Source organism: Caulobacter endophyticus, assembly GCF_003116815.1.
Taxonomy (GTDB): Bacteria; Pseudomonadota; Alphaproteobacteria; order Caulobacterales; family Caulobacteraceae; genus Caulobacter; species Caulobacter endophyticus.
In genome coordinates, this window is the sequence record NZ_QDKQ01000034.1 from 107,633 (window position 1) to 131,712 (window position 24,080).

The window sequence follows — 24,080 nt, forward strand, 5'->3', positions numbered from 1 at the left end:
GGAGGACTTTCGCTCGCGAGGACGGTTTGGACAACCAAGCGTTGACAGCGTTGTCAAACCATAGTGCTCTCCCCGCCTAACGACCGCGCACGACGATCGAAGGGAGAAGGATGCCATGGGCCAGGGACCGCTGATCGACCGCCGCGCGCTACTGGCCGCCGGAGCCGCCCTTGGCCTGGCCCCCGTCCTGCCTGCGCTCGCCGCCGGCCAGGACGCCCGCGTTCGCGACCTCCTCAGGCAAATGACCCTGGACGAGAAGATCGGCCAGACCCACCAGCCGGCCGGCGGCCGCCAGAAGGCGCTCAATTCCAAGATCGACGCGACCGCCCTCGACCTCGTCCGCAAGGGCGGCGTCGGCTCCTACCTGCACGTGGCCGGCGCGGCTTTCCTGCGCGAACTGCAGCGCACGGCCGTCGAGGAGTCGCGGCTGAAGATCCCGCTGCTGTTCGCCATCGACGTGGTGCACGGTTTCCGCACCCTCTACCCCGTGCCCCTGGCCATGGCCGCGACCTTCGATCCGGAGATTGTCCGCGCCACCGCCCGCATGGCGGCCGTGGAGACCGCCGTCAGCGGCCTGCACTGGACCTTCGCGCCGATGGTCGACATAGCCCGCGACCCACGCTGGGGCCGCATCGTCGAGGGGGCCGGCGAGGATCCCTATCTCGGATCGGTCATGGCTGCGGCCCAGGTGCGCGGCTTCCAGGGCGAGGGGCTGGCCGGAAAAGACTCCATCCTGGCCTGCGCCAAGCACTTCGGGGCTTATGGCGCGGCGGCCGGCGGGCGCGACTACGACAGCGCCGAGCTGTCGGACCGTACGCTGAACGAGGTCTATCTGCCGCCCTTTCATGCTGCCGCCAAAGCGGGCGCCGGCACGATGATGACCGCCTTCAACGACCTCAACGGCGAGCCCACCACCGCCAACGCCGCCCTCGTGCGCGGCGTGCTCAAGACCCAGTGGACCTGGCCGGGCCTGGTGGTCAGCGACTGGAACGCCATCCTGGAACTGATCAATCACGGCGTCGCCGAAACCCCGGTCCAGGCCGCCGCCTTGGCGCTGAAGGCCGGGGTCGACATGGATATGGCCAGCGGCGTCTACGCCGCTCACCTGAAGACCGCGATCGCGCAGGATCCGTCCCTGCTGCCGCTGCTCGACCAGGCGGTGACCCGGATCCTGACCGCCAAGATGCGGCTTGGCCTATTCGACGATCCGTATCGCTTCGGCGACCCCGAGCGCGAGAAGACCATCTTCGCCGGCCCCGAGCATCGCGCCATCGCCCGCGAGGCCGCGCGCAAGGCCGTGGTGCTGCTGAAGAACGATGGCGGCCTGCTGCCCATCGCGCCGACCGCCAGGAAGATCGCCGTCGTCGGCGCCCTGGCGACCGACAGCCTCTCGCAGCTCGGCTCGTGGAAGGCGCGCGGCCAGGTCGCCGACGTCGCCCCTCTGCTGCCGGCGCTGAAGGCCGCGGCCCCGGCCGGGACCGAGATCGTCCATGTCGCCGGCGCCGGCCCGCGCAGCGACGACGAGACGGGGATCCCCGCCGCCGTCGAGGCCGCCAGGGCCGCCGACCTCGTGCTGCTGATGGTCGGCGAAGATTTCGACCACAGCGGCGAGTCCCGCAGCCGCTCCGACCTTTCCCTGCCCGGCGCGCAGGGCGCCCTGGCCCGCGCGGTGCTGGCGACCGGAAAGCCAGTGGTCGTGCTGCTGCCGTCGGGCCGCCCGCTGGTCGCGCCGGAGGTGCTGGAAAAGGCCCCCGCGGTGCTGGCCACCTGGTTCCTCGGCGTCGAGGCCGGTCCAGCCCTGGCCGACATCCTGTTCGGCAAGTCAGCGCCCGGCGGCCGCCTGCCCGTCGGCTTTCCGCGCGCCACGGGCCAGTCGCCGACCTACTACGCTCATGTCCCCACCGGACGCCCGGCCGATCCGGATCTCGCCAAGGACACCGTCCGCTACCACGACGTCGACATCGGCCCGCTGTTTCCCTTCGGCCATGGCCTCAGCTACGCGGCCTTCGCCTACTCGGACCTGGCTCTGGACCGCGAGAGCATCGCCCCGACCGGCGCGGTGAAGGTGTCGATGACGCTGACCAATACAGGCGCGCTCGAGGCCGACGAGGTGGTCCAGCTCTATGTGCGCGATCCGCTCGCCAGCGTCGCCCGGCCTGTGAAGGAGCTGCGCGGCTTCGTCCGCGTGACCCTGAAGCCCGGCGAGAAGCGGCGCGTGACCTTCACCCTGTCCGCCGCCCAGCTGGCGATCTGGAGCCCGGACGGCTGGCGGATCGAGGCGGGCAAGGTCGAGGTGATGGTCGGCTCGTCCTCGGCCGATATCCGCCTTCGCGGCGCCTTTACGATCGCTGCTTCGGGCAAGGGACGCGATCCCGCCGCCGCCATCCTGACGCCCGTCGGCTTGGCCTGAGCGGCGCCTAGCCCTCGGCCGCCCATTCGGCGCGGCGTTTCAGCTCGGCCTCGCTGGGATCGGGCAGCAGGAACGAGCCGGTCTCCACCTCGCCCGCGCGAACGTAGCGGTTGGCCACCACCCCGGGATCGGTGAGGATCGAGCCGGTCAGGGTCCAGGCCCCGGGCGCACCGGCGGTGGCGAACAGGCGCTTGCCGCCGCCCAGCACCACCGGGAAGACGAACAGGTTCATCTCGTCGACCAGGCCGGCGGCCAGCAGGGCGTGCAGCAGGTTGGTCGAACCCTGGGTCAGAAGGTCGGGACCATCCTCATCCTTCATCCGCCGCACGCCCTCGACCGCGTCGGGACCCAGGATGCGGCTGTTCTCCCAGGGCAGCGTCCGCTCGGGATAGCGGGTGGCCACATGCTTGGTCGCCGCGCCGAAGCGCTTGGCGATCGGGTCTTCCGGGTCCTGGTAGGGCCAGTGGGCGGCGAAGATGTCGTAGGTCCTGCGGCCCAGCAGCAGGTCGAAGGGCTTTTCGAACTGCGCCATGATCGCCCCGCCCAGCACCGGGTCGGAATAGGGCACGATCCAGCCGCCGAACCGAAAGCCGCCCGTGGGATCCTCCTCGGGTCCGCCCGGCGCCTGCATCACCCCGTCCAGGCTGACGAACGCCCCGACGATCAGTTTCCTCATGGCTCTTCCTCCTCGCGGTTCCCCCCAAGGACGCCCGGCCCCGACGTGATCCTACACCGGTCAACGCAAAAGGACCCCGTCCGACGGACGAGGTCCCTTCGATCTGGGTCAGAGGCGATCCGATGGGATCGCCGCGCCCTTTCAGGCCGGCTCGCGCGAATGGTCCAGCAGCGCCTCGACGACGTTCGTGTCGCTGTGCACCCGCACCCCCTTGAGATGGGTCTCGGGGAAACCGATCCAGGTCCACGCGAACTCCACCGGCGTGAGGACTTCGGGCACGATCTCGTCCGGCGGCAGGCCGGTCCAGAAGATGTCGTAGATGCCGTCGGCGGGCGGCATTACGTACACCGCCGGCGTGAGCTCGAACTCGCTCCATTTCGGCGTCGACGCCGCGCCGGCCACGGCGATGCTCAGGCCCAGCGGATTGGTCTTCACCGTCCAGATACGCGCTTCATCGACTCTGTAGATCGCCCTGCGTTCGGCCATCGCGCCCTCTCTGGGTTTCGCCGAACCAGAATACACCTTAAACGAGCACATACAAGGAAACTCGCCTAAAGGGCGCCATCTCAGACCGCCCTTCGCCGATAGAGATAGTCGGCCGGCAGGCCCATGCGGCGCGTGGCCTCCACGGCCGGCGAGCCCTTGATCGGCGCCTTGTCGGCGGCGGCGCCGGCCAGCCGCACCAGCCCTCGTTCGACGCCGTTCAGCGCCCAGGCCTCGCCCAGGCCCAGCCGCGCCCGCACCTCGATCGGCACGATCTCGACCGCCGCCCGCACCAGCGGCTTCTGGATCAGGCGCAGCGGCCCCGGCAGCAGCGGCGTGGCCCTCATGATCTCCAGGAACTCGAAGACGATCTCCGACGGCTCCAGGCTGGGCAGCATCAGGGTCAGCTGCCGCTTCCACTCGGCCTGCGAAGTCGGCGCGCCGGTCGCCCCATAGAGCCTGGCCCCCGGCGCGGCCTCGGCGAAGGCGGCGTCGCGCTCGGCCGGGGTCAGGGCGTGGGCGTAGGCGTGATAGGCCTCGATGAAACCGAAGCTGGCCGTCGCCTGCACCCAGTCGAGCAGCACCGGGTCGTTGGCCTGGTAGGCGACGCCCGCCGGGGTCTCTCCCGTCACGTGGCCGTGCATCCGCACCACGCCGGCGATCATCTTCTCGGCCGTCTCGCGCGGGCCGTAGACCGTGACCATCGCCGCCAGCCCCGTGCGCTTGAGGCGCTTGAGCGGCTGCGCTTTGAAGCTGGAATGATCCCAGACGCCAGAGCGCACCCGCGGTTCGGCCAGCTCGAGGATCACCGCGGTGACGCCGCCGACGAACAGCGACACCGGGTTCTTGAACACCCGCCACGACACCGAGTCCGGCGAGGTCAGGGCCGGGGCGCCCGCGGGGGCGGAGAAGTCGATCGCCGGTCCCCCGTCCGGCGTCAGCAGTCGCGCGGCGGCGCGCGAGAGGGGATCGGCCATCAGTTCACCCGTCGTTCGCGCCCGACCCAATAGGGCTCGCGCAGCTGGCGGCGCAGGATCTTGCCCGAGGCGTTGCGCGGCAAGGCCTCGACGAAGTCCACGCTCTTGGGAGCCTTGAAGTGCGCGATCCGCGTACGGGCGAAGGCGATGATGTCGTCGGGATCGGGCGTGACGCCGGGCCGGGGCGCGACCACCGCCTTGACCGCCTCGCCCCACTTGTCGTCGGGCACGCCGATCACCGCCACCTCGGCCACGTGCGGATGGCCGTAGACGGCGCTCTCCACCTCGGCCGGATAGATGTTCTCGCCGCCGGAGACGATCATGTCCTTCACCCGGTCGTGGATGAAGAGATAGCCGTCCTCGTCGAGATAGCCGGCGTCGCCGGTGCGCAGCCAGCCGTCGGCGTCGATGGTCGCGGCGGTGGCCGCGTCCAGCTTCCAGTAGCCGGCCATGTTGGAACCGCTGCGCACGGCGATCTCTCCGACGGTGTTCGCGGGTAGAACGCCGCCGGCCTCGTCGAGGATGCGCAGTTCGACGCCCGGCATCGGCAGGCCGGCCGATCGCATGCGCTTGTTGCCAGCCGGGTCGTGGTCCTCGGGCGGCAGGTAGACCACCGTACCCGTGGTCTCGGTCATGCCGTACTGCTGGACGAAGCCGCAGCCGAACACCTCGATGCTCTCGCGCAGCAGGTCCAGAGGAATGGGCGCGGCGCCATAGAGGATGTAGCTAAGGCGCGAATAGTCGATCTGCCGCGCCCTCGGCAGCCGCACGACGATCTGCAGGGCGGCGGGCACGAGGAACATCTTCGACACCCGGTCGTGCTCGATGAAGTCCAGCACCTTGGTCGGATCGAATTCGCGCGCCACCACGCCCTTGGCCCCGTTGAACAGGCCCACGAGGCCCCAGCCGGTGCCGCCGATATGGGCCACGGGCATGGCCACCAGGCTGACGTCGTCGGGACCCCAGACGTTCCAGTCCATCGGCTCGCGCTCGGCGGCGGCCTTGCGCATGGCCAGCAGGTTGTCGTGGGTAAGCATCGCGCCCTTGGGCTTGCCGGTGGTGCCCGAGGTGTAGAGCTGCAAAACCACGTCCGACGACTTCAGCGGCGTGGCGGGGTCGGCATCGTCCTGCGCGTCGCGCCAGGCGGTGAACAGCGGCAGGTCGGCCGGGCCGCCCGCCTCCATGGCCACCACCGGCGGGCGCGGGCCGTCCAGCAACTTGGACACCTCGCCCACGTGATCGACCAGCTCGGGGCCGACGAACACCATCTTCGCCTCGGTGTCGGCGACGATGTAGGCGATCTCGGCCGGCGCCAGGCGCCAGCCGATCGGGGCGGTGACCACCCCGGCCTTGGCCGCCCCCAGCAGCATCTCGAAATAGAGGTCGCTGTTCTTGCCGACATAGGCGATGCGGTCGCCCGGCTTCAGCCCTTCGGCGATCAGGGCCCGCGCCACCTGGTTGGTGTGACGGTCGAGCTCTTCGAAGCGGGTCTCGCGGCCCTCGAACGCGAAGGCCACGGCGTCAGGCCGCTCCTGCGCGTGATAGCGGGCGACGTCCCCCAGCGTGGGCATGCGGGCGAAGTCGACGGCGGCGGCTTCAGTCATCCGATCCTCCCTGCGCACCGTCTTCGCGGCCGCTCGGATAACATGGTTTTCGTCGTGACCCGGGGTAAGTCAACGGTAGCGGGAAACCCGTGTTTGGTCGCGCCGCCGACCCGCCCTAAGCTGTCGACTCGAACGCCTCCGAGGAATCCTTCGTCCATGACCAGCTTCCTCCTGCGCCGCGAGCAGCGCGGCCTGCTGATCTCGGTGATCCTGGGCCTGGTGATCGCCCCTCTGCTGCTGCTGCTGACCACCTGGGAGATCCAGCGCGAGTTCACCCGCGGCCGCGTTCTGCGCGAGGCCGTCGACCACTCGTATGAGCAGCGCATGCAGCTGCAGACGCTGTTTTCCCTGCTGCAGGACGCCGAGACCGGCCAGCGCGGCTTCGTGATCACCGGCCAGCAGCGCTTTCTGGAGCCCTATGACGCCGCCCTGCGACGACTGCCCAGCCACCTGGCGTCGCTGCGCGCCCTGCGCCAGCGCGACGCTGGCGACCTGATCGCCGGCGACGATCCCGTGTTCGACCGTCTTGTGGCGCTGATCGAGCGCAAGCAGGGCGCCATGGCCGAAGGCATCCGCCTGCGCCGGGAGGAAGGCGCCGACGCCGCCCGCACCCTGGTCTCCAGCGGCCAGGGCAAGGTGATCATGGACGAGATCCGTGTCGTCACCGGCGAACTGCAGGCCGCCGACAGGGCCGCCCTCGAGCGGCGCATCGCAGCGAACGACTCCCTGACCAAACGCACCGAGCGCCTGACCCAGACGCTGTTCGTGGTGCTGGTTGTGTTCCTGCTGGCCGCCTTCCTGCTGCTGTCGCGCCAGATCCGCGCCCGCCAGCAGCTGTTCACCGTCGCCCAGGCCACGGCCGGGCGCCTGGACGCCATCCTCGACAACGCCCAGGACGCCATCATCACCCTCAATCCCAGCGGCACGATCGAGACGGTCAACAAGGCGGCCGAAGAGATGTTCGGCCAGCCGCGCGAGAGCCTGGTGCGCAAGGCCCTGGCCCAGTTCATCGAACTGCCCGACCGGGGCGAGCTGTTCATCCGGCAGCTGTCGGGCGCCGACGACCTCTCCAAGGGCGTGCTGCGCGAGCTGACCGGCCATCGCGCCGACGGCTCGACCTTCCCGATCGAGGCCTCGATCGGCCTGGTTCGCCTGCCCGAAGGCGAGCGCATCGCCGCCTCGATCCGCGACATCTCCGAACGCCGCCGCGTCGAGAAGCTGAAGGCCGAGTTCGTCTCCACCGTCAGCCACGAACTGCGCACGCCGCTGACCTCGATCGCCGGATCGCTGGGTCTGCTGGTCGGCGGGGCGGCGGGCAGCCTGCCCGAGCGCGCCGCGCGCCTGCTGGGCATCGCCCACTCCAACTGCCAGCGGCTGGTGCGGCTGATCAACGACATCCTCGACATCGAGAAGATCGAGTCCGGCCAGATGGAGTTCGATCTCCAGCCGCTGGACCTGGGCGAACTGGCCCGCCGCGCGGTCGACGGCATGGGCGGCCTCGGCGGCCAGATGAACGTCGACTTCGCCCTGGACGTCGCGCCCGGCCTGCCGCTGGTGCGCGGCGACGCCGACCGCCTGAGCCAGGTCGCCGCCAACCTGCTGTCCAACGCCGCCAAGTTCTCGCCGGTCGGCGGCACGGTCGAGGTCACAGTCTACGCGCCGCGTCCGGATATGCTGCGCTTCTGCGTGCGAGACCACGGTCCCGGCGTGCCCGAGGCGTTCCGCGACCGCATCTTCTCCAAGTTCGCCCAGGCCGACGCCTCGGACACCCGCGCCAAGGGCGGCACGGGCCTTGGCCTGGCCATCTCGCGCGAGATCGTCCAGCGCCACGGCGGCCGGCTGTGGTTCGACTCCGAGCCCGGCAAGGGCGCGACCTTCCAGTTCGAACTGGCGACCATCGAGACCCGTCCCCGCGTGATCGACTCCAGCGAGGGCGCGGCGCGCGTGCTGCTGTGCGAGGACGATCCGGACATCGCCGAGATCCTGTCCCAGGCCCTGCGCGAGGCCGGCGTGCGGGTCCACACCGTCGGCGACGTGGCTTCGGCCAGCGCCGTGCTGGAGATCGGCGGCTTCGACGCCTTCGTCACCGACGTGCGCCTGCCCGACGGCAGCGGCCTCGACCTGCTGCGCCGCCTGCGGGCCGACGCCTCCACCCGCGACATCCCGGCCCTGGTGATCTCGGCCGAGGCGGCCGAAGGCCGGGGCGAGGCGCTGGACGTCGTCGACTGGCTGCAGAAGCCGATCGACCTGGACCGCCTGCGCACCGCCGTGCATCGCGCCGTCAACGGCCACGCCGATAGCCGCCGCATCGAGGTGCTGCACGTCGAGGACGACGCCGACGTCCACGCCGTGGTCCGCGACGCCCTGCAGGAGCGCTGCGCCATCCGCCATGCCGACAGCGTTCGCGCCGGCCGCGCGGCCCTGGCCGAGGCGCGGCCCGACGTGGTGATCCTCGACCTGGGCCTTGGCGACGGCAACGGCGTGGAGCTGCTGGGCGACCTGCATAACGGCGGCGATGAGCCCGTGCCGGTGATCGTCTTCTCGGCCCAGCCGCTGGAGGACAAGGCGCTGGCGGCCTCGGTCGACGCCGTCCTGACCAAGTCCAAGACCACTCTGGACCAGCTGGCCCGAACTGTGCGCAAGCTCGCCTCGGACGCCGATTCCAAGAGACGCCGATGACCGACCTCAAGCTCCTCTATGTCGACGACGAGGCCGACATCCGCGAGGTGGCGACCTTTTCGCTGGAGCTCGACCCCGGCATCGAAGTGCGCTCGGCCGGCGGCGGGGCCGAAGCCTTCGCCATGCTGGACGGCGACGCCTGGCGCCCCGACGTGGTGCTGCTCGACGTGATGATGCCCGACATGGACGGCCCGGCCGTGCTGGCCAGGCTGCGCGAGCGGGGCGACGTCGACGGCGCCCCGGTGATCTTCATCACCGCCCGCGCCCAGGCCGAGGAGAAGGCTCGCCTGCTGGGCTTCGGCGCGGCCGACGTCATCACCAAGCCGTTCGACCCGATGACCCTGGCCCAGGACGTTCGCGCAATCCTCGCCCGATGACCACCGCCGATCCCCTCGCACCGCTGCGCGCCAAGTTCCTGGTCCGCGTCGCCGACGACCTTTCGAAGCTGCGCGCGCCCCAGACCTCGGCGAAAGACAAGCACTACATCGTCCACCGCCTGGCCGGCGCGGCGGGGGTGTTCGGCTACGCGGCCGTCACCGACCTGGCCCGCGACCTCGACGATCTGCTGATCGACCAGGGCGACGCCCCGCCCGAAGCCTTCGCCGAGCTGATCGCGGCGCTGGAGGGGCTAGGCTAGCGACGGGGTACACGCCCCTCGCCGCCGCGATTGGCCCCAGTCCGCTTTCATGCCCGCGACACGCCGCCCATCACGGCGGTCATGGACAAGCTCTTCGCCCCCACCCTCGCCCTGCACATCGCCTGCGGCCTGGCCGCCGCCGTCGTCGGGATCGCGCCGATCCTGACCCGCAAGGGCTCGCGCCTGCACCGGCTGTCGGGACGAGCGTTCGTCGTCCTGATGGGCGTGATGCTGGCGGCCGCCTGGCTGATGACGGCCATCCGGCTCAACAGCTATTTCGCCGCCCTGTCGGCGACTGCCAGCATCACTCTGTTCTCGGGCTTTAGGGTGCTGGCGCGCAAGCGGCCCGACCTTGATCCCGCCCAGCGCGCCCGCCCCCTCGACTGGGCCGCCGCCCTGGCCGTGGTCGCCATCGGCGTCAGCGTGCTGGCCTCGCTGCTGGCCGGCGTCGCCAGGGGTCCGGCGGGGCCGACCATCGCCCTGGTCTATGCCGCGTTCCTCTACGGCGGTTGGGACCTCTGGCGGTTCGCGCGGCCGACCGCCCCGCCATTTTCGCCCGACCTCTGGACCTACGAGCACCTGGCGAAGATGCTGAGCGCCTACGGGGCGAGCGTCAGCGCGTTCTCGGGCAACTTCCTGACCTTCCTGCCGCCGCCATGGAGCCAGCTCTGGCCGATCCTCTTGTTTCAGCCGATGGCCATGATCTGGATCGCGGTGCTGGTCGTCCGCCGGCGGCGCGCATGGTCGCCCGCCTGAGGGCCGCGCCCACCGCCGCCTGGGTCTGGGTGTTCACGGCCTACAGCCTGGCGGTGACCACGGTCAGCGCCGCCTGGTTCGCCCGGCGGTTCGCGGCCGATCGCGGCGAGGTGCTCGGCCTCGTCGCCTCGCTGGCCTGGCAAGGCGCGATCTATGCCGCCTGGCTGCCGGCGGCGGGCGTCGTCTGGCTGACCCTGCGACGGTTCGGCGCCGGAGCGCGCGGACTGGCGGCCAGCTTCGTCGCGGGCATCGCCGTCGTGCCGGCCGAGGCGGTGATCGCCAGCCTGATCGACGCCCTCTTCCTGGGCGATGGCGATCTCGGCGCGCGTACGCTGGGGCGCACGCCAGTCTGCCTGCTGCTCTATTCGGCCATCGTCGCGGTGGGCCTGGCGGCCGCCCACCACCGCCGCGCCCGCGAGGCCAGCGACCGCAACGCCCTGCTGGAAAGCGCCCTGGCGCAGGCCCGCGCGGTCGCGCCCACGCCCCAGGCCGAACGGCTGATGGTGATGTCGGGCGCGCGCCGCATCCCGGTGGAGCTTTCAGCGGTCGAGTGGTTCGGCGCGGCCGACAACTATGCCGTCGTCCACTGGGCCGGCGGCGAAGGCCTGCTGCGCGCCACGCTGCAGAGCCTGGAGGCGAAGCTGGACCCCCGCCTCTTCGCCCGCGCCCACCGCTCGTCCCTCGTCAACCTCGCCCACGTGCGCGAGGCCCGCCCGCTGTCGGACGGCTCCTGGCGGCTGACCATGGCCGGCGGCGACGAGGTGGTCACCAGCCGAACCTACCGCGACGCGCTGCTGCAGCGGCTGGGGACTACTGCCCCGGGCAGCTCGCATGCGCCTCCGTCGGCTCCAGGCGAATCTCGCGGAAGGCCAGCTTGAAGCCGGCCTGCGCCGACAGCACCACCGGCGAGGAGATGCGGCTCATGTCGGCGCCGGCCGCCTTCAGGCACGACAGCTTGATCTGGGTCTTGCGCCACTCGCCCACCGGGGCCTCGGCGAAGATCTTCGTCACGTCCAAGCCGCCGGCGCAGCCCTCGCCGCAAGAGACCGAGAAGCCCACGGGGCCGGGCGCGGGCGCGTCCACGCGGTAGGTGAAGGCGATCGACAGGTCGCCGGTGGTCTGGCGGGTGAGATCGGCCGGGGGACCGTTGACCAGCAAGGCGCCGGGACCGGTCCAGGTCGCCAGGCGCGCATCCTCCTGGGCGGCCGCGTCGATGGCGGTCAGCTTGACGCCGCCGGCGGTCGACAGCAGCCAAGGCGCGGGCGTGCGGCCTGAGACGAAGTACTTGTCGACATTGACGCTGGCGCCGGAGACGCCCGACACCTCGCCCAGGGGCCCCACCTTCCCCGGCTTGGCGTAGGACAGGCCATAGCCATAGGCGAACTGCGGATCGTAGCCCGCATCCCCTTTGTTCAGCGGCCCCTGGTCTGCGGTCTTGGGCCAGCTGAACGACAGCTTGCCGGTGAAGTCGCGCCTGGACTTGCCATCCTTGCCGGCCACCAGCACGTCGGCCACGCCCGCGCCCTCCGAGCCCGGCAGCCAGGCGGCGACGAAGGCGTCCGAGGCGTTGATCTCGGGGTTCACCCACAGCGGACGCCCGCTGAGGAACACCGCCACCGCCGGCACGCCTTGGGCCTTGAGCTTCTTGAGCAGGGCCAGATCGGTCTTGTCGCCCGGCTGGTATTCCAGGTGCTGCAAATCGCCCTGGAACTCGGCATAGGGCGTCTCGCCGAACACCACCACGGCCACGTCGGGCTTGTCGGTGAAGGCGCCGTCCTTGGACAGCGTCGCCTTGCCGCCCGAGGCCTCGACGGCCTCCTTCAGACCGCTCCAGATCGACTGGGCGCCGGGGAAGTCGGCGTTGGTGTTGCCCGTGCCCTGCCACGACAGGGTCCAGCCGCCGGCCGCCTTGCCGATGTCGTCGGCGTCGCCGGCCACCAGCACCTTCGCGCCCGCCTTGATCGGCAGCACGCCGTCGTTCTTCAGCAGCACCAGCGACTTGGCCACCGCCTCGCGGGCCAGGGCGCGATGGTCGGGAGCGCCGACCCGCTCGTAGCGGCCCTGCACCGGCGGGGCGACCCGGTCGAACAGGCCCGACTTGATCTTCACCCGCAGGATGCGGCGCACGGCGTCGTCCAGGCGCGCCATGCCGATCTCGCCGCTCTCGACCTGCTTCAGCGTATTGTCGAACAGGCCCTGCCAGCTGTCGGGGGCCATGTACATGTCGAGGCCCGCGTTCAGGGCCTGCGGACAGGAAACGTTCGAGCAGCCGTCGACCTGGCCGTGGGCGTTCCAGTCGCCGACCACGAAGCCGGAAAAGCCCATGCGGTCCTTCAGCACGTCGGTCAGCAGGGTCTTGTTGCCGGTGTGCTTGACGCCGTTCCAGCTGGAGAACGAGGCCATCACCGTCAGGATGCCGGCCTCGATGCTGGGCGGATAGCCCTGGGCGTGCAGGCGGACGAGCTCGGCCTCGGACACCGGGGCGTCGCCCTGGTCCTTGCCGTTCAGCGTGCCGCCGTCCGCGAGGAAGTGCTTGGCGCTGCCGGCGATGCGGCCGGCCTCCAGCGCCTTTCCGGCCGTGAGCCTGCCCTGCAGGCCCAGGGTCATGCGGCCGGCGTAGCTTTTGACGATCTCCGGGTCCTCGCCATAGCCCTCGTAGGCGCGGCCCCAGCGGTCGTCGCGCGGCACGGCCACCGTCGGGCCGAAGGTCCAGTCCCCGCCGGCCACGGCGACCTCTTCGGCGGTCGCCTTGCCGATACGCTCGATCAGCTCGGGATCGCGGGTCGCGCCCAGGCCGATGTTGTGCGGAAAGAGCGTGGCGCCGACGACGTTGTTGTGGCCGTGCACGGCGTCGATGCCGAACATCAGCGGGATCGGCACGTGGCCCTCGCGCGTCTCCAGCGAAACCGCGCGGAACAGGTCGACGAACTCGGCCCACTCTCTTGGACCGGCCTTGTCATTGCCGTTCGGACCCGAGCTGCCGCCGGCCAGGATCGAGCCCAGGGGGTACTCACGCAGCTGCTCGGGACGGATCGAACCGATATCGGCCTGGATCGTCTGGCCGACCTTCTCGCGCACCGACATCCTCGCCATCAGCGCGGAGATCCTGGCCTCGGTCGCCGCATCGGTCAGGGCGGCCGGGCTTTTCACCACCGGCCAGGCGGCCACGCTGGCGGTCGCCTTACCCGCCGGGGTCAGAACCTCGGCGCTCGCGACGCTCGTCAGGCTGGTGGCGGCCAGCAGGGCCAGGGCGGAAAGACGGAACGGCGTCACGGGCGACCTCGATCGAAAAAGGAGCGCGGCGGCCAAGGGGAAGACGGCCGCCGCGCCCGAACACGCCACGGGAGCAGCGTAGGGCTTCGAGGCGGCGGCTGGCCGACGGGCGCGCGGCGGCTCCTGCGCCATGCATCGCCGCACGGATCGGGCCTCCCGTTCGCGGGGTCGTCTGCTTGCGACCGCCTCACTAGATGACGAGACAACGTTGTCTTACTTGGTGTCAACACGCTAATATTTGTCCACTTGAGGACAAATTCGCCGCAAGCCATTCCATGGAAAGCCATTTCCATCGGATTCAGAGCACCAGGAATTTTTGACAACGATGTCTTACTTGATGCCTAGACGGCGTTTACTGACCTCGAACCTCAGGAACCGGCTCGACTCGGCCGCCATGGCCGCGCTATCGCTAACACCGCGCCGAACGCCGGCGGCGGGAACCCGATGCGCAACGTCACCATAGTCCATGTGGCCGAGAAGGCCCGGGTGTCGGTCAAGACCGTCTCGCGCGTGGTCAACAACGAGCCGACGGTCACGCCGGCGTTGCGGGAGCGGGTGCAGGCGGCCATCGACCAGCTGGGCTATGCCCCCAACATCGCCGCCCGCCGCCTGGGCGGCTCGCGCTCGTTCCTGATCGTCGCCTTCAACGACCGCAAGCTGACCCTGGAGAACTGGGCCAGCGACCGGGGCAATAACTGGATCGACCGCATGCAGTACGGGGCCATGCTCCGCTGCGACGTCCATGGCTATCACCTGCTGTGCGAGCTGATCGACCTGGAGAGCGAGCAGTTGGCCCGGCGGGTGCAGCACGTGCTGTCGTCCCTGCGGCCCGACGGGGTGATCCTGACGCCGCCCAACTGCGAGGACCCTACGGTGCTGGAGGCGCTGAAGCGGGCCCAGATCCCGTTCGTGCGCATGGGCTCGGCCGCCGCCGGCCCCGGCGCCCGGGTGCGGATGGACGACCAGGCCGCCGCCCGCCAGCTGACCGAGCACCTGGCCGGCCAGGGCCATCGGCGCATCGGCTTCGTCACCGGCAGCGCCCGCTTCCTGGCCAGCCGCGCCCGCGAGGACGGCTATCGCGCTGCGCTCTGCGCCGTCGGTCTGCCCGTCGACGAGACCCTGCTGGTTCCCGGCGATTTCACTTTCGAGGGCGGAATCGCGGCGGCCGGGACCCTGCTGTCGCGCCCCGATCGCCCCACCGCCATCCTGGCCGGCAATGACGAGACGGCCCTGGCGGTGATGCACGTGGCCCGGCGGCTGGAGATCGCCATTCCGGGCGACCTGTCGCTGGCCACCTTCGACGACACGCCGAGCGTGCGCCTGTCGCTGCCGCCGCTGACCACCGTGCGCCAGCCGGTGGCGGAAATGGCCGCCCAGGCGGTCGACCTGCTGGTCGCCGCGGCCGCCAAGGACGGCAAGCTGTCGCGCGCCGATCACCTGCTGCCGTTCGAACTGGCCCTGCGCGACTCCACGGCGCCGCCGCGCTGAAGCCCCCATATCTTCCGCGACGGGATGTCGCGGGGAGCTTGACCAGCCAGCCGGCGCGCCCTTTCCTCTTGCGACTTCGAATTTGGAGCCGGCAGCGTTTGGCCAGAGACATGACCCAGGTCGACGCCGCCTCAGCCGCCGCCGGGCCGCCCACCGTGCGAAGGCGGCTGCTGATCATGGCCCTGTGCCTGGTGGCGCCGGCGATCGTGTTCATGGCCCTGCTGGCCCGCGCCGAATACAGCCAGAGCCAGGGCCGCTACGAACAGCAGCTGATCGCCACCACCCGAGCCCTGGGCCTGGCGGTCGATCGGCAGCTGGCCCTGGGCCAGAGCACCCTGCAGGCCCTGGCCGTCTCTCCCGCCCTGGCGGTCGGCGACCTGGAAAGCTTCGAGCGCCAGGCCCGCGCGGCCGTGCGCAGCAAGGACGCCTGGATCGTGCTGATCTCGCCCCGCGGCCAGGTGATCAACACCCGCCTGCCGCCCGGACGGGCCCCGCCGCGCACGGCCGGCCTGCCGCCCGAACGCTGGGCCGCCGTCCGCTCGGGCCGCACGACGGTGTCGAATCTCACCCAGGGCAAGGTCGCAGGCCAGCCGATCGTCGCCATCGACATGCCGGTGATCGTCGACGGCGAGCTCTATGACCTGGCCTACATCCAGACCCCCGCCGCCTTCGCCCCGCTGTTCGCCGCCCAGGGCGTGCCGGAAAGCTGGACGGCCAGCATCGTCGACCGCAACGCGCGACTGGTGGCCCGCTCGCGCGACCAGGAGAAGATGCTGGGCCGCTCGGCCAGCAAGCCGATGCTCGAGGCCATGTCCAGGGACAACGACGGCGTGCTCGAAACCTACACCCTCGACGGCACCCCGACCCTGTCGGCCTTCAGCCGCTCGCCGACCTACGGCTGGAGCTTTATCGTCGGCGTGCCCCGCACCGAGCTGGAGCGCGCCAACCTGTCGTCGCTGGCCCTGCTGGTGCTGGCGGGCCTGACCCTGCTGGCGATCGGCGCCAGCGCCGCCCTCGTATTCTCGCGCGGCATCTCCGGCGAGGTCCGCGCCCTGGTCGCCGACGCGCGGCTGATGGCGGCCGGCGGCGAGATGCCCGCCCAGTCCACCGGCGGCCTGCGCGAGATCGGCGAGGTGCGCGAGGCCCTGCACGCAGCCTCCCGCCAGCTGCGCGCTCGCGAGGCCGAGGAAAAGCGCGCCCACGCCCGCCAGCAGCTGATGATCAACGAGCTGAACCACAGGGTGAAGAACACCCTGGCCACGGTCCAGTCCCTGGCGCTGCAGAGCCTGGGCAAGGGCGAGCCCGCGCCAGGCTTCGACGCCTTCAACGAGCGCCTCTACGCCCTGGCGCGCGCCCACGACCTCTTGACCCGCACGGTCTGGGAAAGCGCCGACCTCGCCGACCTGCTGCGCCAGACCCTTGAGCCCTACGGCGACCGCGCCCGCATCGAAGGCCCGACGGCCGCCCTGCCGCCCAGCGCGGCCCTGGCCCTGTCGATGGTGTTCCACGAACTGGCCACCAACGCCTCCAAGTACGGCGGCCTCTCCACCCCGGCCGGCCGGGTCGAGGTCACCTGGCGGCGCGATCCCCTGGATCCGCACCGCCTGGCCCTGCGCTGGGTCGAGAGCGGCGGCCCCGCGCTGACGGGCGCGCCCAGCCGCAAGGGCTTCGGCTCGCGCCTGATCGCCGCCAGCCTGCGCAACGAACTGAAGGGCGAAGCGCAGTTCGACTACCTGCCCACCGGCCTTGTCTGCACACTGACGGTTCGCACCGTCGGCGCCCAAGCTTTGGGCGAAGACACCCCCGCCGCCGACACCTGAACGGGCAGCCGCGCGCGCCCGCGCCTGGGGCCTGCCCGGCGCTTGACCGATGTTCTCCGGCTCCTCGTGATGGTCGATCCGCTCAGCACCCATCCTGGGGCGCCGTCGGATCGATCTCGTTGCTTCACCGCGTAGATTGGTCTTCCATGACGCTCAGGATGCGGCCGCCAGAGCCGCACCATCTTGGGAAGAGCGTCTCGATGATCGCCACAGACGAGTCCGTCATGCTGCCGGCCCGGCCCGAGCCGATCCCGCTGGATCCGGCCCGCACGGCGGTGATCGTCATCGACATGCAGAACGCCTACGCCTCCAAGGGCGGCTATCTGGATCTGGCCGGCTTCGACATCGCCGGCGCGGCGGGCGTGATCGACAAGATCAGCGACGTTCTGGACGTCGCCCGCGACGCCGGCATGACCGTGATCTATTTCCAGAACGGCTGGGACGACCAGTACGTCGAGGCCGGCGGCGAGGGCTCGCCCAACTGGTGGAAGTCCAACGCCCTGAAGACCATGCGCGCCCGGCCCGAACTGCAGGGCAAGCTCCTGGCGCGCGGCCAGTGGGACTACGAGCTGGTCGATGCTCTCAAGCCCAAGGCCGGCGACATCCAGCTGCACAAGACCCGCTATTCCGGCTTCTTCAACAGCCAGCTCGACAGCGTGCTGCGGTCGCGGAACATCAGGAACCTGGTCTTCGTCGGTATCGCCACCAATGTCTGCGTGGAATCGACCCTGCGCGACGGCTTCTTCCTCGAATATTTCGGCACGGTGCTGGAGGACGCCACCCACCAGGCCGGGCCCGACTTCGTCCAGAAGGCCGCCCTCTACAATATCGAGACCTTCTTCGGCTGGGTCTCGACCGTGGCCGACTTCAAGGGGGCATTCGGACAGCTGGCGCCGAAATGAACCGTCGCGCGTCCTTCGAGGCGCGCCGGGCGCGCACCTCGGGATGAGGACGTCGCTGCACTGAAATCCTCATCCTGAGGCGCCTGCGCAGCAGGCCTCGAAGGACGCACCGCCTTTCCGGAACAGGAGAACCAGATGCCCAAGACCGTCATCACCCCGCCCGGCACGGGCACGCCGATCGCGCCGTTCTCGCCGGGCACGCTGGCCGACGGCGTGGTCTATGTCTCGGGCACCCTGGCCTTCGACAAGGACAACAACGTCGCCCACGTCGGCGACGCCGAGGGCCAGACGCGCCAGGTGCTGGAGACCATCAAGTCAGTCATTGAGGCGGCCGGGGGTGTGATGGACGACGTGACCATGAACCACATCTTCCTGACCGACTGGGCCAACTACCAGACCATCAACAAGGTCTATGCCGAGTATTTCCCGGGCGACAAGCCGGCCCGCTATTGCATCCAGTGCGGCCTGGTGAAGCCTGACTTCCTGGTCGAGATCGCCAGCGTCGCGCACATCGGCAAGAAGTGACGATGGTCGTCACAGGAACAGTCGACGGCCTGCACTACGAACTGCACGGCGGCCCCGTGGCGGGCCGCGAGGTCGTGCTGATGTCGTCCGGCCTGGGCGGTTCCGGATCGTTCTGGGGACCGCAGATGGCGGCCCTCACCGCGCGCTGGCCGGTGGTGCTTTACGACCACCGCGGTACGGGCCGCAGCGTGCGCGACCTGCCCTCCGGCAGGCCCTACGCCGTAGCGGACATGGCCGAGGACATGGTCAGGGTCATGGACGCCCTGGGGATCGCCAAGGCCCACGTGGTCGGCCACGCGGCCGGCGGCAATGCCGGCCTGGCCCTGGCGCTTGCCCATCCCGACCGGCTAGGCAAGCTGGTCGTCGCCAACGGCTGGTCGCGGCCCGATCCGCACATCAAGCGCTGCTTCGACACGCGCCTTCACCTGCTGAACGACACGGGGCCGGCCGCCTACGTCCACGCCCAGGCGCTGTTCCTCTATCCGGCGACCTGGATTTCCGAGCATAGCGAGCGCCTGGCCGCCGAGGAGCCGCACCATGTGGCGGGGTTCCCGCCCAAGGCCGTGATGCTGGCCCGCATCGGCGCCCTGCTGGCCTTCGACATCGACGAGCAGTTGCCGCGGATCACCCACCCCGTCCTGGTCAGCGCCACGGCCGACGACATGCTGGCGCCCGTCACCTGCGCACACCGCCTGGCCCAGCGCCTGCCGAACGCCAAGCTCGACGTGCTGCCCTGGGGCGGCCACGCCTCTAGCGTCACCGATCCGGAAGGGTTCAACGCGTCGCTGGTCAGGTTCCTGGAGGGGGCGACATGAACCTCGCAAACCAGATCCTTATCGGCTCGACGGAGGGGCTCTTCCTTCCCGCCGGGCGCGCGCATTCAAAGGGGCACTAACACCATGCAGGTCGGCGTCTTCATCCCCATCGGCAACAACGGCTGGCTCATCTCCGAGACCGCGCCGCAATACATGCCGAGCTTCGAGCTCAACAAGACCATCGTCCAGAAGGCCGAGCGCTACGGCCTCGACTTCGCGCTCTCGATGATCAAGCTGCGCGGGTTCGGCGGCAAGACCGAGTTCTGGGAACACAATCTCGAGAGCTTCACCCTGATGGCGGGCCTGGCGGCAGTGACGGAGAAGATCAAGGTCTTCGCCACCGTCGCCACCCTGACCATCCCGCCGGCGATCGTCGCGCGCATGGCCTCGACCATCGACTCGATCGCACCCGGCCGCTTCGGCATCAACCTGGTCACCGGCTGGCAGAAGGCCGAGTACAGCCAGATGGGCCTGTGGCCGGGCGAGCAGCACTATACCGACCGCTACAACTACCTGGCCGAATACGCCACCGTGCTGAAGGGCCTGCTGGAGACCGGCGTCAGCGACTTCAAGGGCAAGTACTTCTCGATGGACGACTGCCGGGTCAGCCCCCATCCGAAGGAGACCAAGCTGATCTGCGCCGGCTCGTCCGACGAGGGCCTGGCCTTCACGGCGCAATATGCCGACTACAGCTTCGCCCTGGGCAAGGGGACCAACACCCCCACCGCCTTCGCCTCGGTCAACAAGCGGCTGGAAGCGGCCGCCGCCAAGACCGGCCGCGACGTCGCGTCGTTCATCCTGTTCATGGTCATCGCCGACGAGACCGACGAGAAGGCCTTGGCCAAGTGGCAAAAGTATCGTGACGGGGCCGACCAGCAGGCCCTGGCCTGGCTGACCAACCAGGCCGCCCCCAACGCCGCGGCGGGCGCCACCACCAACACCGCCCAGCTGGCCGCGCCGGAATCGGCTGTGAACCTCAACATGGGCACACTGGTGGGATCTTACGAAAGCATCGCCCGCATGCTCGACGAGATCGCCGAGGTGCCCGGCACCGGCGGCGTGCTGCTGACCTTCGACGACTTCGTCCAGGGCATCGACGACTTCGGCACGAAGATCCAGCCGCTGATGAAGTCGCGGAAGTAATTGAGCGAAGGAACCTCCCCCCACAGGGGGAGGTTCGTGATCAGTCCAGCGTCATCATGTCCAGCAGCTTGACGCGGAAGATCATCACGCTGTTGGGCGGGATCGGTCCCGAAGCGCGCTCGCCGTAGCCCAGCGACGGCGGCACGAACAGCGTCCATTCGTCGCCCACCTTCATCTTCGGCAGGGCCTCCATCCAGGCCGGCACCAGGCCGCCCAGCGGCGCGATCATCGGCTGGCCGCGCGCGAACGAGCTGTCGAACACCGTGCCGTCGACCAGCTTGCCCTCGTAGTGGACCTTGATGATCTCGCCTTCCTTGGGCGAGGGCGCGGTCTTCGCGCCCGCTGTCGTGACCTTGTACTGCAGGCCCGACGGCAGGGTGACGACGCCCGGCTGCTTGGCGTTGGCGGCCAGCCAGGCGGTCGACTTGGCCAGGTTGTCGGCGGCCGGATCGGCCGTGACGTTCGGAGCGGGCGCCGGGGTCGGGGCCGGCGGGGTCTGGGCCAATGCCGGACCAGCCAGGGCGGCTGACAACCCCAGGACGATGAGAGCGGTGCGCATGCTTGGGCGACTCATGTTATCTATGCGACGAAATGTCAGAATAGACATTCGACCGAACGAGAGCACACTAAAAAACAGAGGGCTCGTTTTGGTCAGAGAAGAAGAACGGCCATTTTCTACTTGGAACGTTCTTCGCTCGTCGGGAAGGAAACGTCATGGCCAGGGCTACTGGCGGCTCATTGAGCGGCGCTCACTGGTGGCAGCGCCACCCGATGTTCGCCCTCTTCGTCGGCTGGGTGGTGATCGGCTCGCTGGGCCTCGCCGCCTTCGTGCAACTATGGCCGATGCTAGCGCGCTTCACGTCGTCGCCCCTCTGAAGGCGCGCACGGCGAACTCCTGGAAATACGGCCGGTCAGTCCCCTGCCCGCCCGGCAGGCTGCAAACCGGGCGAGCGCGCCAGCAAGTCGCGGCGTCTCACTTGCCGTCGGCCCGGGCGTAGAGGCCCAGCATCGTCCCGACGAAGCCGCCGGCGACCTTGGTGGACAGGATCGTCCCGTCCTGGTCCCGGGCCAGGCTCTTCCAGGCGCCGTCGGCCGTCGCATAGGCAAAGTCATAGAGGCCGCCGCGCGCGGTGATCTTCAGCCGCACCGGCGCCCCCGCCGCGCCGTCCAGGGGCGCGCGGGCCACGACGGCGCCGTCGACCGGGTCCTTCTCACCCGCCCGTCTCTCCAGCCGCACCTCGGACCGTCCGCCTTCGCCGCCGGCCACGGTCAGGGCGTAGAAGAAGGCGTCGTTCTGCAGGGCCACGATCCCGGCCCGATCGCCCGCCCCCTTGGGCTCGAACCGCACCGTCGTCTCGGCGCTGGCGTTGATATGCTGCTGGCGTCGCGCCCAGATCGAAGGCTGCTCCAGCCCGCCGATACGGTCGGGCCGTGCGGCGAGCACCAGCGCGCCGTCCTTCAGGTCCCACCACCGCCCGGCCGGGATGCGCATGGTCATCCACTCGAGGCCCAGAGCCTTGCCATCGAAGGTCTCGCGCACCGTGAAGGCGCCGGTCGTCGGGATCTTCGGCGCAGGCCCCGCCGGCAGGTTCGGTCGCCTTGACTCGTAGGGGATCGGCGTCGCAGCCGGCAGGATCACCGGCCAGCCGTCCTTCCACTCCACCGGCAGCAGGAAGGTCTCGCGGCCGGTGTTGTACGCATCGTCGCCATAGGGCCGCACCGCCAGGAAGGTCGCCCACCATTCGCCGTCCTGGGTCTGAACGAGGTCGGCATGGCCCGCCGAGGTGATCGGGTGGGCGCGATCGCGCGGCAGGTCGCGCTGGGTCAGGATCGGATTGCCGGCATAGGGCGTATAGGGCCCGGTCACCGTGTCGGCCCGCAACACCACCTGGGAATGGCCCTCGGCCGTGCCGCCCTCCGCGGCGGTCAGGTAGTAGCGGCCGCCGACCTTCTGGATATGCGGCCCCTCGATCCAGATCGGCCTGGTGGAGGGATCCACGCCCCCGTCGACCAGCACCGCGCGCGGGCCGATCATCTTGCCGGCCTTGGGATCGTACTCCTGGATCCAGATCGCCCGGTGGCCGTCGTAGCGCGAGGGGCCAGCCGGCGGGCCGTTGTTGACGATCCAGCCGCGGCCGTCGTCGTCGAAGAACAGCGAGGTGTCGATGCCGTCGATTTCCGGCAGCCACACCGGGTCCGACCAGGGCCCCTTCGGATCCCTGGCCGTGACCAGGAAATTGCCGCCGCAGTCGACGCAGGTGTTGAGGATGTAGAACACGCCGGCATGCTCGGTGATGGCCGGGGCGAACACCGCCCGCGACATCGCCAAGCGCTTGAAGTCCAGCTGGCCCGGCCGATCGATGGCGGCGCCGATCTGGGTCCAGTTCACCAGGTCCTTGCTGTGGAACACCGGAATGCCGGGAAACCAGGCGAAGGTCGAGTTGACCAGGTAGTAGTCCTCGCCCACGCGCGTGACGCTGGGATCGGGATAGAAGCCCTTGAGGATCGGATTGGCGTACCGGCCAGGCGCCAGCGGCGCGTCGGTCGGATCCTGGCCGCTGTAGACGAACTCATCGAAGGCGGCGGTTCCGGGCGCCAGGGGCGCGGCCATGGCGGCGCCGGCCAGCAGCGACAGGGCCAGGGCGAGACGCAGCATCGGCATGGCCCTCCCCCTCAGCGCGCCGGCGCGCCGCGCAGGGCCTGGGCCACCGCCTCGCGCAGGGGCTTGGGCCTGCAGGCGTCGTCATAGAGGGTCGGCCGCTTGGGCGCCTTGTCCTGGCGCAGCCACTGGTTCTGCAGCCAGGAATACTTGTCGACCATCCCCCAGGCCAGCAGTTCCCGGGTCTGGCGATAGCTCAGCATCAGGTCGAGATAGGCCTTGCCGTACGCCGCCACCGCCGCGTCGCGAGCCGCGAAGTCGACCGGCAGGCCTTTGTCGTGGACATCGAACTCGGTAAGCGCCAGCTCAAAGCCCATGCCGACCGCCTCATCGACGAAGGCTCGCCATTCCTTCTCCTGCGGCCGGCCAAAGCCGGTGAAGCTGTCGGCGTTCTCGGCCCCGATGTGGCTCTGGACGCCCAGGGCGTCGACGGGGACGTTGCGCTTCCTGAAGCCCTCCAGCAGCTTGAGCACGCCATGGCGGTGCTTCTCGTTGCCGGCCTCCCAGCTCATGTAGTCGTTATAGACGAGGCGGGCCTTGGGCGCGGCCTTGCGGGCCAGGTGGAACGACAGGTCCAGCACCGGCTCGACCCCGCCCATGGCGTCGGAGAAGACCGTGCGGCGCAAGGCTCCGTCTGCGGGATCGACGGTCTCGTTGACCACGTCCCACGAATAGATCTGCGGATAGTGGCCGCACACCTTGTCGATGTGCTCGGCCAGCATGGCCTCCACCCGCGCGGCGGGCTTGGGACCGAAGTCGTAGTTCTTCAGCCAGGCGGGAAACCACTGCGGATGGTGCCACAGCAGGGTGTGGCCACGCAGGCCCGCGCCATGCTCGGCGGCGAAGGCGGCGATGCGGTCGGCGCGCTCGAAGGCGAAGGTCTTCTCGGCGGGCCGCAGCACGTACCACTTCAGTTCGTTTTCAGGGACGAGCACGCCGCACTCGTCGGCCAGCACCTGGCGATAGCGGACGTCCTCGAACGAGCCGGTCAGCGATCCTTTCGGCCCCGCGCCTACCGCGCTGCCGAACACCAGGCCCTTCTGGGCGGCCAGGGACTTGAGCGGCTGGATCTTGCTTTCGGCCAGGGCGGGCGAAGCCGCAGCGGCGGCGACCGCGCCCATCAAGGCGTCGCGGCGGGTAATCATGCAAAACCCCACTCAAAGAAACCGCGCACCGCTGAAGCAACGATGCGCGGATGAAGTCGGCAGGAGAAACAGGCGCGCGACGAAGAGC

The 24,080-nt window shown here is 69.9% G+C and carries 21 protein-coding genes; 13 read left to right on the top strand and 8 right to left on the bottom strand.

Annotated elements, in window-relative coordinates; genetic code table 11:
• Window positions 1-115: 115 nt before the first annotated feature.
• Window positions 116-2,410 carry a beta-glucosidase BglX gene (gene bglX, locus DDF67_RS09245; RefSeq protein ID WP_109100596.1) on the top strand — a complete coding sequence of 765 codons (2,295 nt, stop codon included), beginning with the start codon at window positions 116-118 and terminating at the stop codon, window positions 2,408-2,410.
• Between the two features lie 7 nt (window positions 2,411-2,417).
• On the opposite strand, the gene DDF67_RS09250 is transcribed toward bglX, so the two are convergent.
• From DDF67_RS09250 to DDF67_RS09265, 4 genes are all read right to left on the bottom strand, one after another.
• Window positions 2,418-3,086, bottom strand: a complete 669-nt coding sequence (locus DDF67_RS09250) for a dihydrofolate reductase family protein (protein ID WP_109100597.1) — start codon at window positions 3,084-3,086, stop codon at window positions 2,418-2,420.
• Between the two features lie 141 nt (window positions 3,087-3,227).
• Entirely contained in the window at window positions 3,228-3,572 is a 345-nt protein-coding gene (locus tag DDF67_RS09255) for a hypothetical protein (RefSeq protein ID WP_109100598.1), read from the bottom strand.
• A gap of 80 nt (window positions 3,573-3,652) precedes the next feature.
• Entirely contained in the window at window positions 3,653-4,546 is an 894-nt protein-coding gene (locus DDF67_RS09260) for an oxygenase MpaB family protein (protein ID WP_109100599.1), read from the bottom strand.
• Window positions 4,546-6,150, bottom strand: a complete 1,605-nt coding sequence (locus DDF67_RS09265; RefSeq protein WP_109100600.1) for a fatty acid--CoA ligase — start codon at window positions 6,148-6,150, stop codon at window positions 4,546-4,548. Before DDF67_RS09265 ends, DDF67_RS09260 begins: the two co-directional genes overlap by 1 nt.
• A gap of 156 nt (window positions 6,151-6,306) precedes the next feature.
• Between DDF67_RS09265 and DDF67_RS09270 the strand changes: the two genes are divergently transcribed.
• The 5 genes from DDF67_RS09270 (at window position 6,307) to DDF67_RS09290 (ending at window position 11,100) form a co-directional block, all read left to right on the top strand.
• Window positions 6,307-8,829, top strand: a complete 2,523-nt coding sequence (locus DDF67_RS09270) for a CHASE3 domain-containing protein (RefSeq protein ID WP_158278016.1) — start codon at window positions 6,307-6,309, stop codon at window positions 8,827-8,829.
• Window positions 8,826-9,206: a response regulator gene (locus DDF67_RS09275; protein WP_109100602.1), complete on the top strand. Its 381-nt coding sequence runs from the start codon at window positions 8,826-8,828 to the stop codon at window positions 9,204-9,206. Before DDF67_RS09270 ends, DDF67_RS09275 begins: the two co-directional genes overlap by 4 nt.
• Window positions 9,203-9,466 (top strand): Hpt domain-containing protein, encoded by a 264-nt coding sequence (locus DDF67_RS09280; protein ID WP_109100603.1) that lies wholly within the window; start codon window positions 9,203-9,205, stop codon window positions 9,464-9,466. The genes DDF67_RS09275 and DDF67_RS09280 overlap by 4 nt, the downstream gene beginning before the upstream one ends.
• An 81-nt stretch (window positions 9,467-9,547) precedes the next feature.
• On the top strand, window positions 9,548-10,222 hold the full coding sequence (locus DDF67_RS09285) for a DUF2306 domain-containing protein (protein ID WP_109100604.1): 675 nt from the start codon (window positions 9,548-9,550) through the stop codon (window positions 10,220-10,222).
• Entirely contained in the window at window positions 10,207-11,100 is an 894-nt protein-coding gene (locus DDF67_RS09290) for a LytTR family DNA-binding domain-containing protein (protein ID WP_233247593.1), read from the top strand. Before DDF67_RS09285 ends, DDF67_RS09290 begins: the two co-directional genes overlap by 16 nt.
• Here DDF67_RS09290 and DDF67_RS09295 read toward each other — a convergent pair.
• Window positions 11,033-13,495 (bottom strand): glycoside hydrolase family 3 protein, encoded by a 2,463-nt coding sequence (locus DDF67_RS09295; RefSeq protein ID WP_233247594.1) that lies wholly within the window; start codon window positions 13,493-13,495, stop codon window positions 11,033-11,035. The two genes, DDF67_RS09290 and DDF67_RS09295, sit on opposite strands and share 68 nt — an antisense overlap.
• 444 nt (window positions 13,496-13,939) lie before the next feature.
• Between DDF67_RS09295 and DDF67_RS09300 the strand changes: the two genes are divergently transcribed.
• The 6 genes from DDF67_RS09300 (at window position 13,940) to rutA (ending at window position 20,188) form a co-directional block, all read left to right on the top strand.
• Window positions 13,940-14,983: a LacI family DNA-binding transcriptional regulator gene (locus DDF67_RS09300; protein WP_109100606.1), complete on the top strand. Its 1,044-nt coding sequence runs from the start codon at window positions 13,940-13,942 to the stop codon at window positions 14,981-14,983.
• 110 nt (window positions 14,984-15,093) lie between these two features.
• The gene (locus DDF67_RS09305; protein WP_233247595.1) at window positions 15,094-16,803 is read left to right on the top strand and encodes a sensor histidine kinase; all 1,710 of its coding nucleotides are present in this window, start codon (window positions 15,094-15,096) and stop codon (window positions 16,801-16,803) included.
• 200 nt (window positions 16,804-17,003) lie between these two features.
• A complete protein-coding gene (gene rutB / locus DDF67_RS09310; RefSeq protein WP_199229195.1) occupies window positions 17,004-17,705 on the top strand; it encodes a pyrimidine utilization protein B in 702 nt (233 codons plus the stop codon).
• Window positions 17,706-17,840: 135 nt separating this feature from the next.
• Entirely contained in the window at window positions 17,841-18,230 is a 390-nt protein-coding gene (gene rutC / locus DDF67_RS09315; RefSeq protein WP_109100607.1) for a pyrimidine utilization protein C, read from the top strand.
• 2 nt (window positions 18,231-18,232) lie between these two features.
• On the top strand, window positions 18,233-19,045 hold the full coding sequence (gene rutD / locus DDF67_RS09320) for a pyrimidine utilization protein D (RefSeq protein ID WP_109100608.1): 813 nt from the start codon (window positions 18,233-18,235) through the stop codon (window positions 19,043-19,045).
• A gap of 84 nt (window positions 19,046-19,129) precedes the next feature.
• Window positions 19,130-20,188 (top strand): pyrimidine utilization protein A, encoded by a 1,059-nt coding sequence (gene rutA / locus DDF67_RS09325; RefSeq protein WP_109100609.1) that lies wholly within the window; start codon window positions 19,130-19,132, stop codon window positions 20,186-20,188.
• Window positions 20,189-20,228: 40 nt separating this feature from the next.
• On the opposite strand, the gene DDF67_RS09330 is transcribed toward rutA, so the two are convergent.
• Complete coding sequence (locus DDF67_RS09330) at window positions 20,229-20,747, bottom strand: FKBP-type peptidyl-prolyl cis-trans isomerase (protein WP_109100610.1); 519 nt, start codon at window positions 20,745-20,747, stop codon at window positions 20,229-20,231.
• A gap of 155 nt (window positions 20,748-20,902) precedes the next feature.
• Here DDF67_RS09330 and DDF67_RS25505 point away from each other — a divergent pair, with 155 nt between their 5' ends.
• Complete coding sequence (locus tag DDF67_RS25505; protein ID WP_158278017.1) at window positions 20,903-21,064, top strand: hypothetical protein; 162 nt, start codon at window positions 20,903-20,905, stop codon at window positions 21,062-21,064.
• 97 nt (window positions 21,065-21,161) lie between these two features.
• On the opposite strand, the gene DDF67_RS09335 is transcribed toward DDF67_RS25505, so the two are convergent.
• Together DDF67_RS09335 and DDF67_RS09340 are read right to left on the bottom strand one after the other, a co-directional pair.
• Entirely contained in the window at window positions 21,162-22,844 is a 1,683-nt protein-coding gene (locus tag DDF67_RS09335; protein WP_109100777.1) for a glycoside hydrolase family 43 protein, read from the bottom strand.
• Window positions 22,845-22,861: 17 nt separating this feature from the next.
• Window positions 22,862-23,992 carry an endo-1,4-beta-xylanase gene (locus DDF67_RS09340; RefSeq protein ID WP_109100611.1) on the bottom strand — a complete coding sequence of 377 codons (1,131 nt, stop codon included), beginning with the start codon at window positions 23,990-23,992 and terminating at the stop codon, window positions 22,862-22,864.
• Window positions 23,993-24,080: the final 88 nt, after the last annotated feature.

Bases quoted from the DNA above. Each gene is read 5' to 3' on its own strand.
- DDF67_RS09280 (WP_109100603.1), top strand. From the start codon at position 9,203: ATGACCACCGCCGATCCCCTCGCACCGCTGCGCGCCAAGTTCCTGGTC.
- rutC (WP_109100607.1), top strand. From the start codon at position 17,841: ATGCCCAAGACCGTCATCACCCCGCCCGGCACGGGCACGCCGATCGCG.
- DDF67_RS09305 (WP_233247595.1), top strand. From the start codon at position 15,094: ATGACCCAGGTCGACGCCGCCTCAGCCGCCGCCGGGCCGCCCACCGTG.
- DDF67_RS09330 (WP_109100610.1), bottom strand. From the start codon at position 20,747: ATGCGCACCGCTCTCATCGTCCTGGGGTTGTCAGCCGCCCTGGCTGGT.
- DDF67_RS09290 (WP_233247593.1), top strand. From the start codon at position 10,207: ATGGTCGCCCGCCTGAGGGCCGCGCCCACCGCCGCCTGGGTCTGGGTG.
- DDF67_RS09270 (WP_158278016.1), top strand. From the start codon at position 6,307: ATGACCAGCTTCCTCCTGCGCCGCGAGCAGCGCGGCCTGCTGATCTCG.
- DDF67_RS25505 (WP_158278017.1), top strand. From the start codon at position 20,903: ATGGCCAGGGCTACTGGCGGCTCATTGAGCGGCGCTCACTGGTGGCAG.
- DDF67_RS09340 (WP_109100611.1), bottom strand. From the start codon at position 23,992: ATGATTACCCGCCGCGACGCCTTGATGGGCGCGGTCGCCGCCGCTGCG.
- DDF67_RS09275 (WP_109100602.1), top strand. From the start codon at position 8,826: ATGACCGACCTCAAGCTCCTCTATGTCGACGACGAGGCCGACATCCGC.
- rutB (WP_199229195.1), top strand. From the start codon at position 17,004: ATGATCGCCACAGACGAGTCCGTCATGCTGCCGGCCCGGCCCGAGCCG.
- DDF67_RS09255 (WP_109100598.1), bottom strand. From the start codon at position 3,572: ATGGCCGAACGCAGGGCGATCTACAGAGTCGATGAAGCGCGTATCTGG.
- DDF67_RS09335 (WP_109100777.1), bottom strand. From the start codon at position 22,844: ATGCTGCGTCTCGCCCTGGCCCTGTCGCTGCTGGCCGGCGCCGCCATG.
- bglX (WP_109100596.1), top strand. From the start codon at position 116: ATGGGCCAGGGACCGCTGATCGACCGCCGCGCGCTACTGGCCGCCGGA.
- DDF67_RS09260 (WP_109100599.1), bottom strand. From the start codon at position 4,546: ATGGCCGATCCCCTCTCGCGCGCCGCCGCGCGACTGCTGACGCCGGAC.
- DDF67_RS09300 (WP_109100606.1), top strand. From the start codon at position 13,940: ATGCGCAACGTCACCATAGTCCATGTGGCCGAGAAGGCCCGGGTGTCG.
- DDF67_RS09265 (WP_109100600.1), bottom strand. From the start codon at position 6,150: ATGACTGAAGCCGCCGCCGTCGACTTCGCCCGCATGCCCACGCTGGGG.
- rutD (WP_109100608.1), top strand. From the start codon at position 18,233: ATGGTCGTCACAGGAACAGTCGACGGCCTGCACTACGAACTGCACGGC.
- DDF67_RS09250 (WP_109100597.1), bottom strand. From the start codon at position 3,086: ATGAGGAAACTGATCGTCGGGGCGTTCGTCAGCCTGGACGGGGTGATG.
- DDF67_RS09285 (WP_109100604.1), top strand. From the start codon at position 9,548: ATGGACAAGCTCTTCGCCCCCACCCTCGCCCTGCACATCGCCTGCGGC.
- rutA (WP_109100609.1), top strand. From the start codon at position 19,130: ATGCAGGTCGGCGTCTTCATCCCCATCGGCAACAACGGCTGGCTCATC.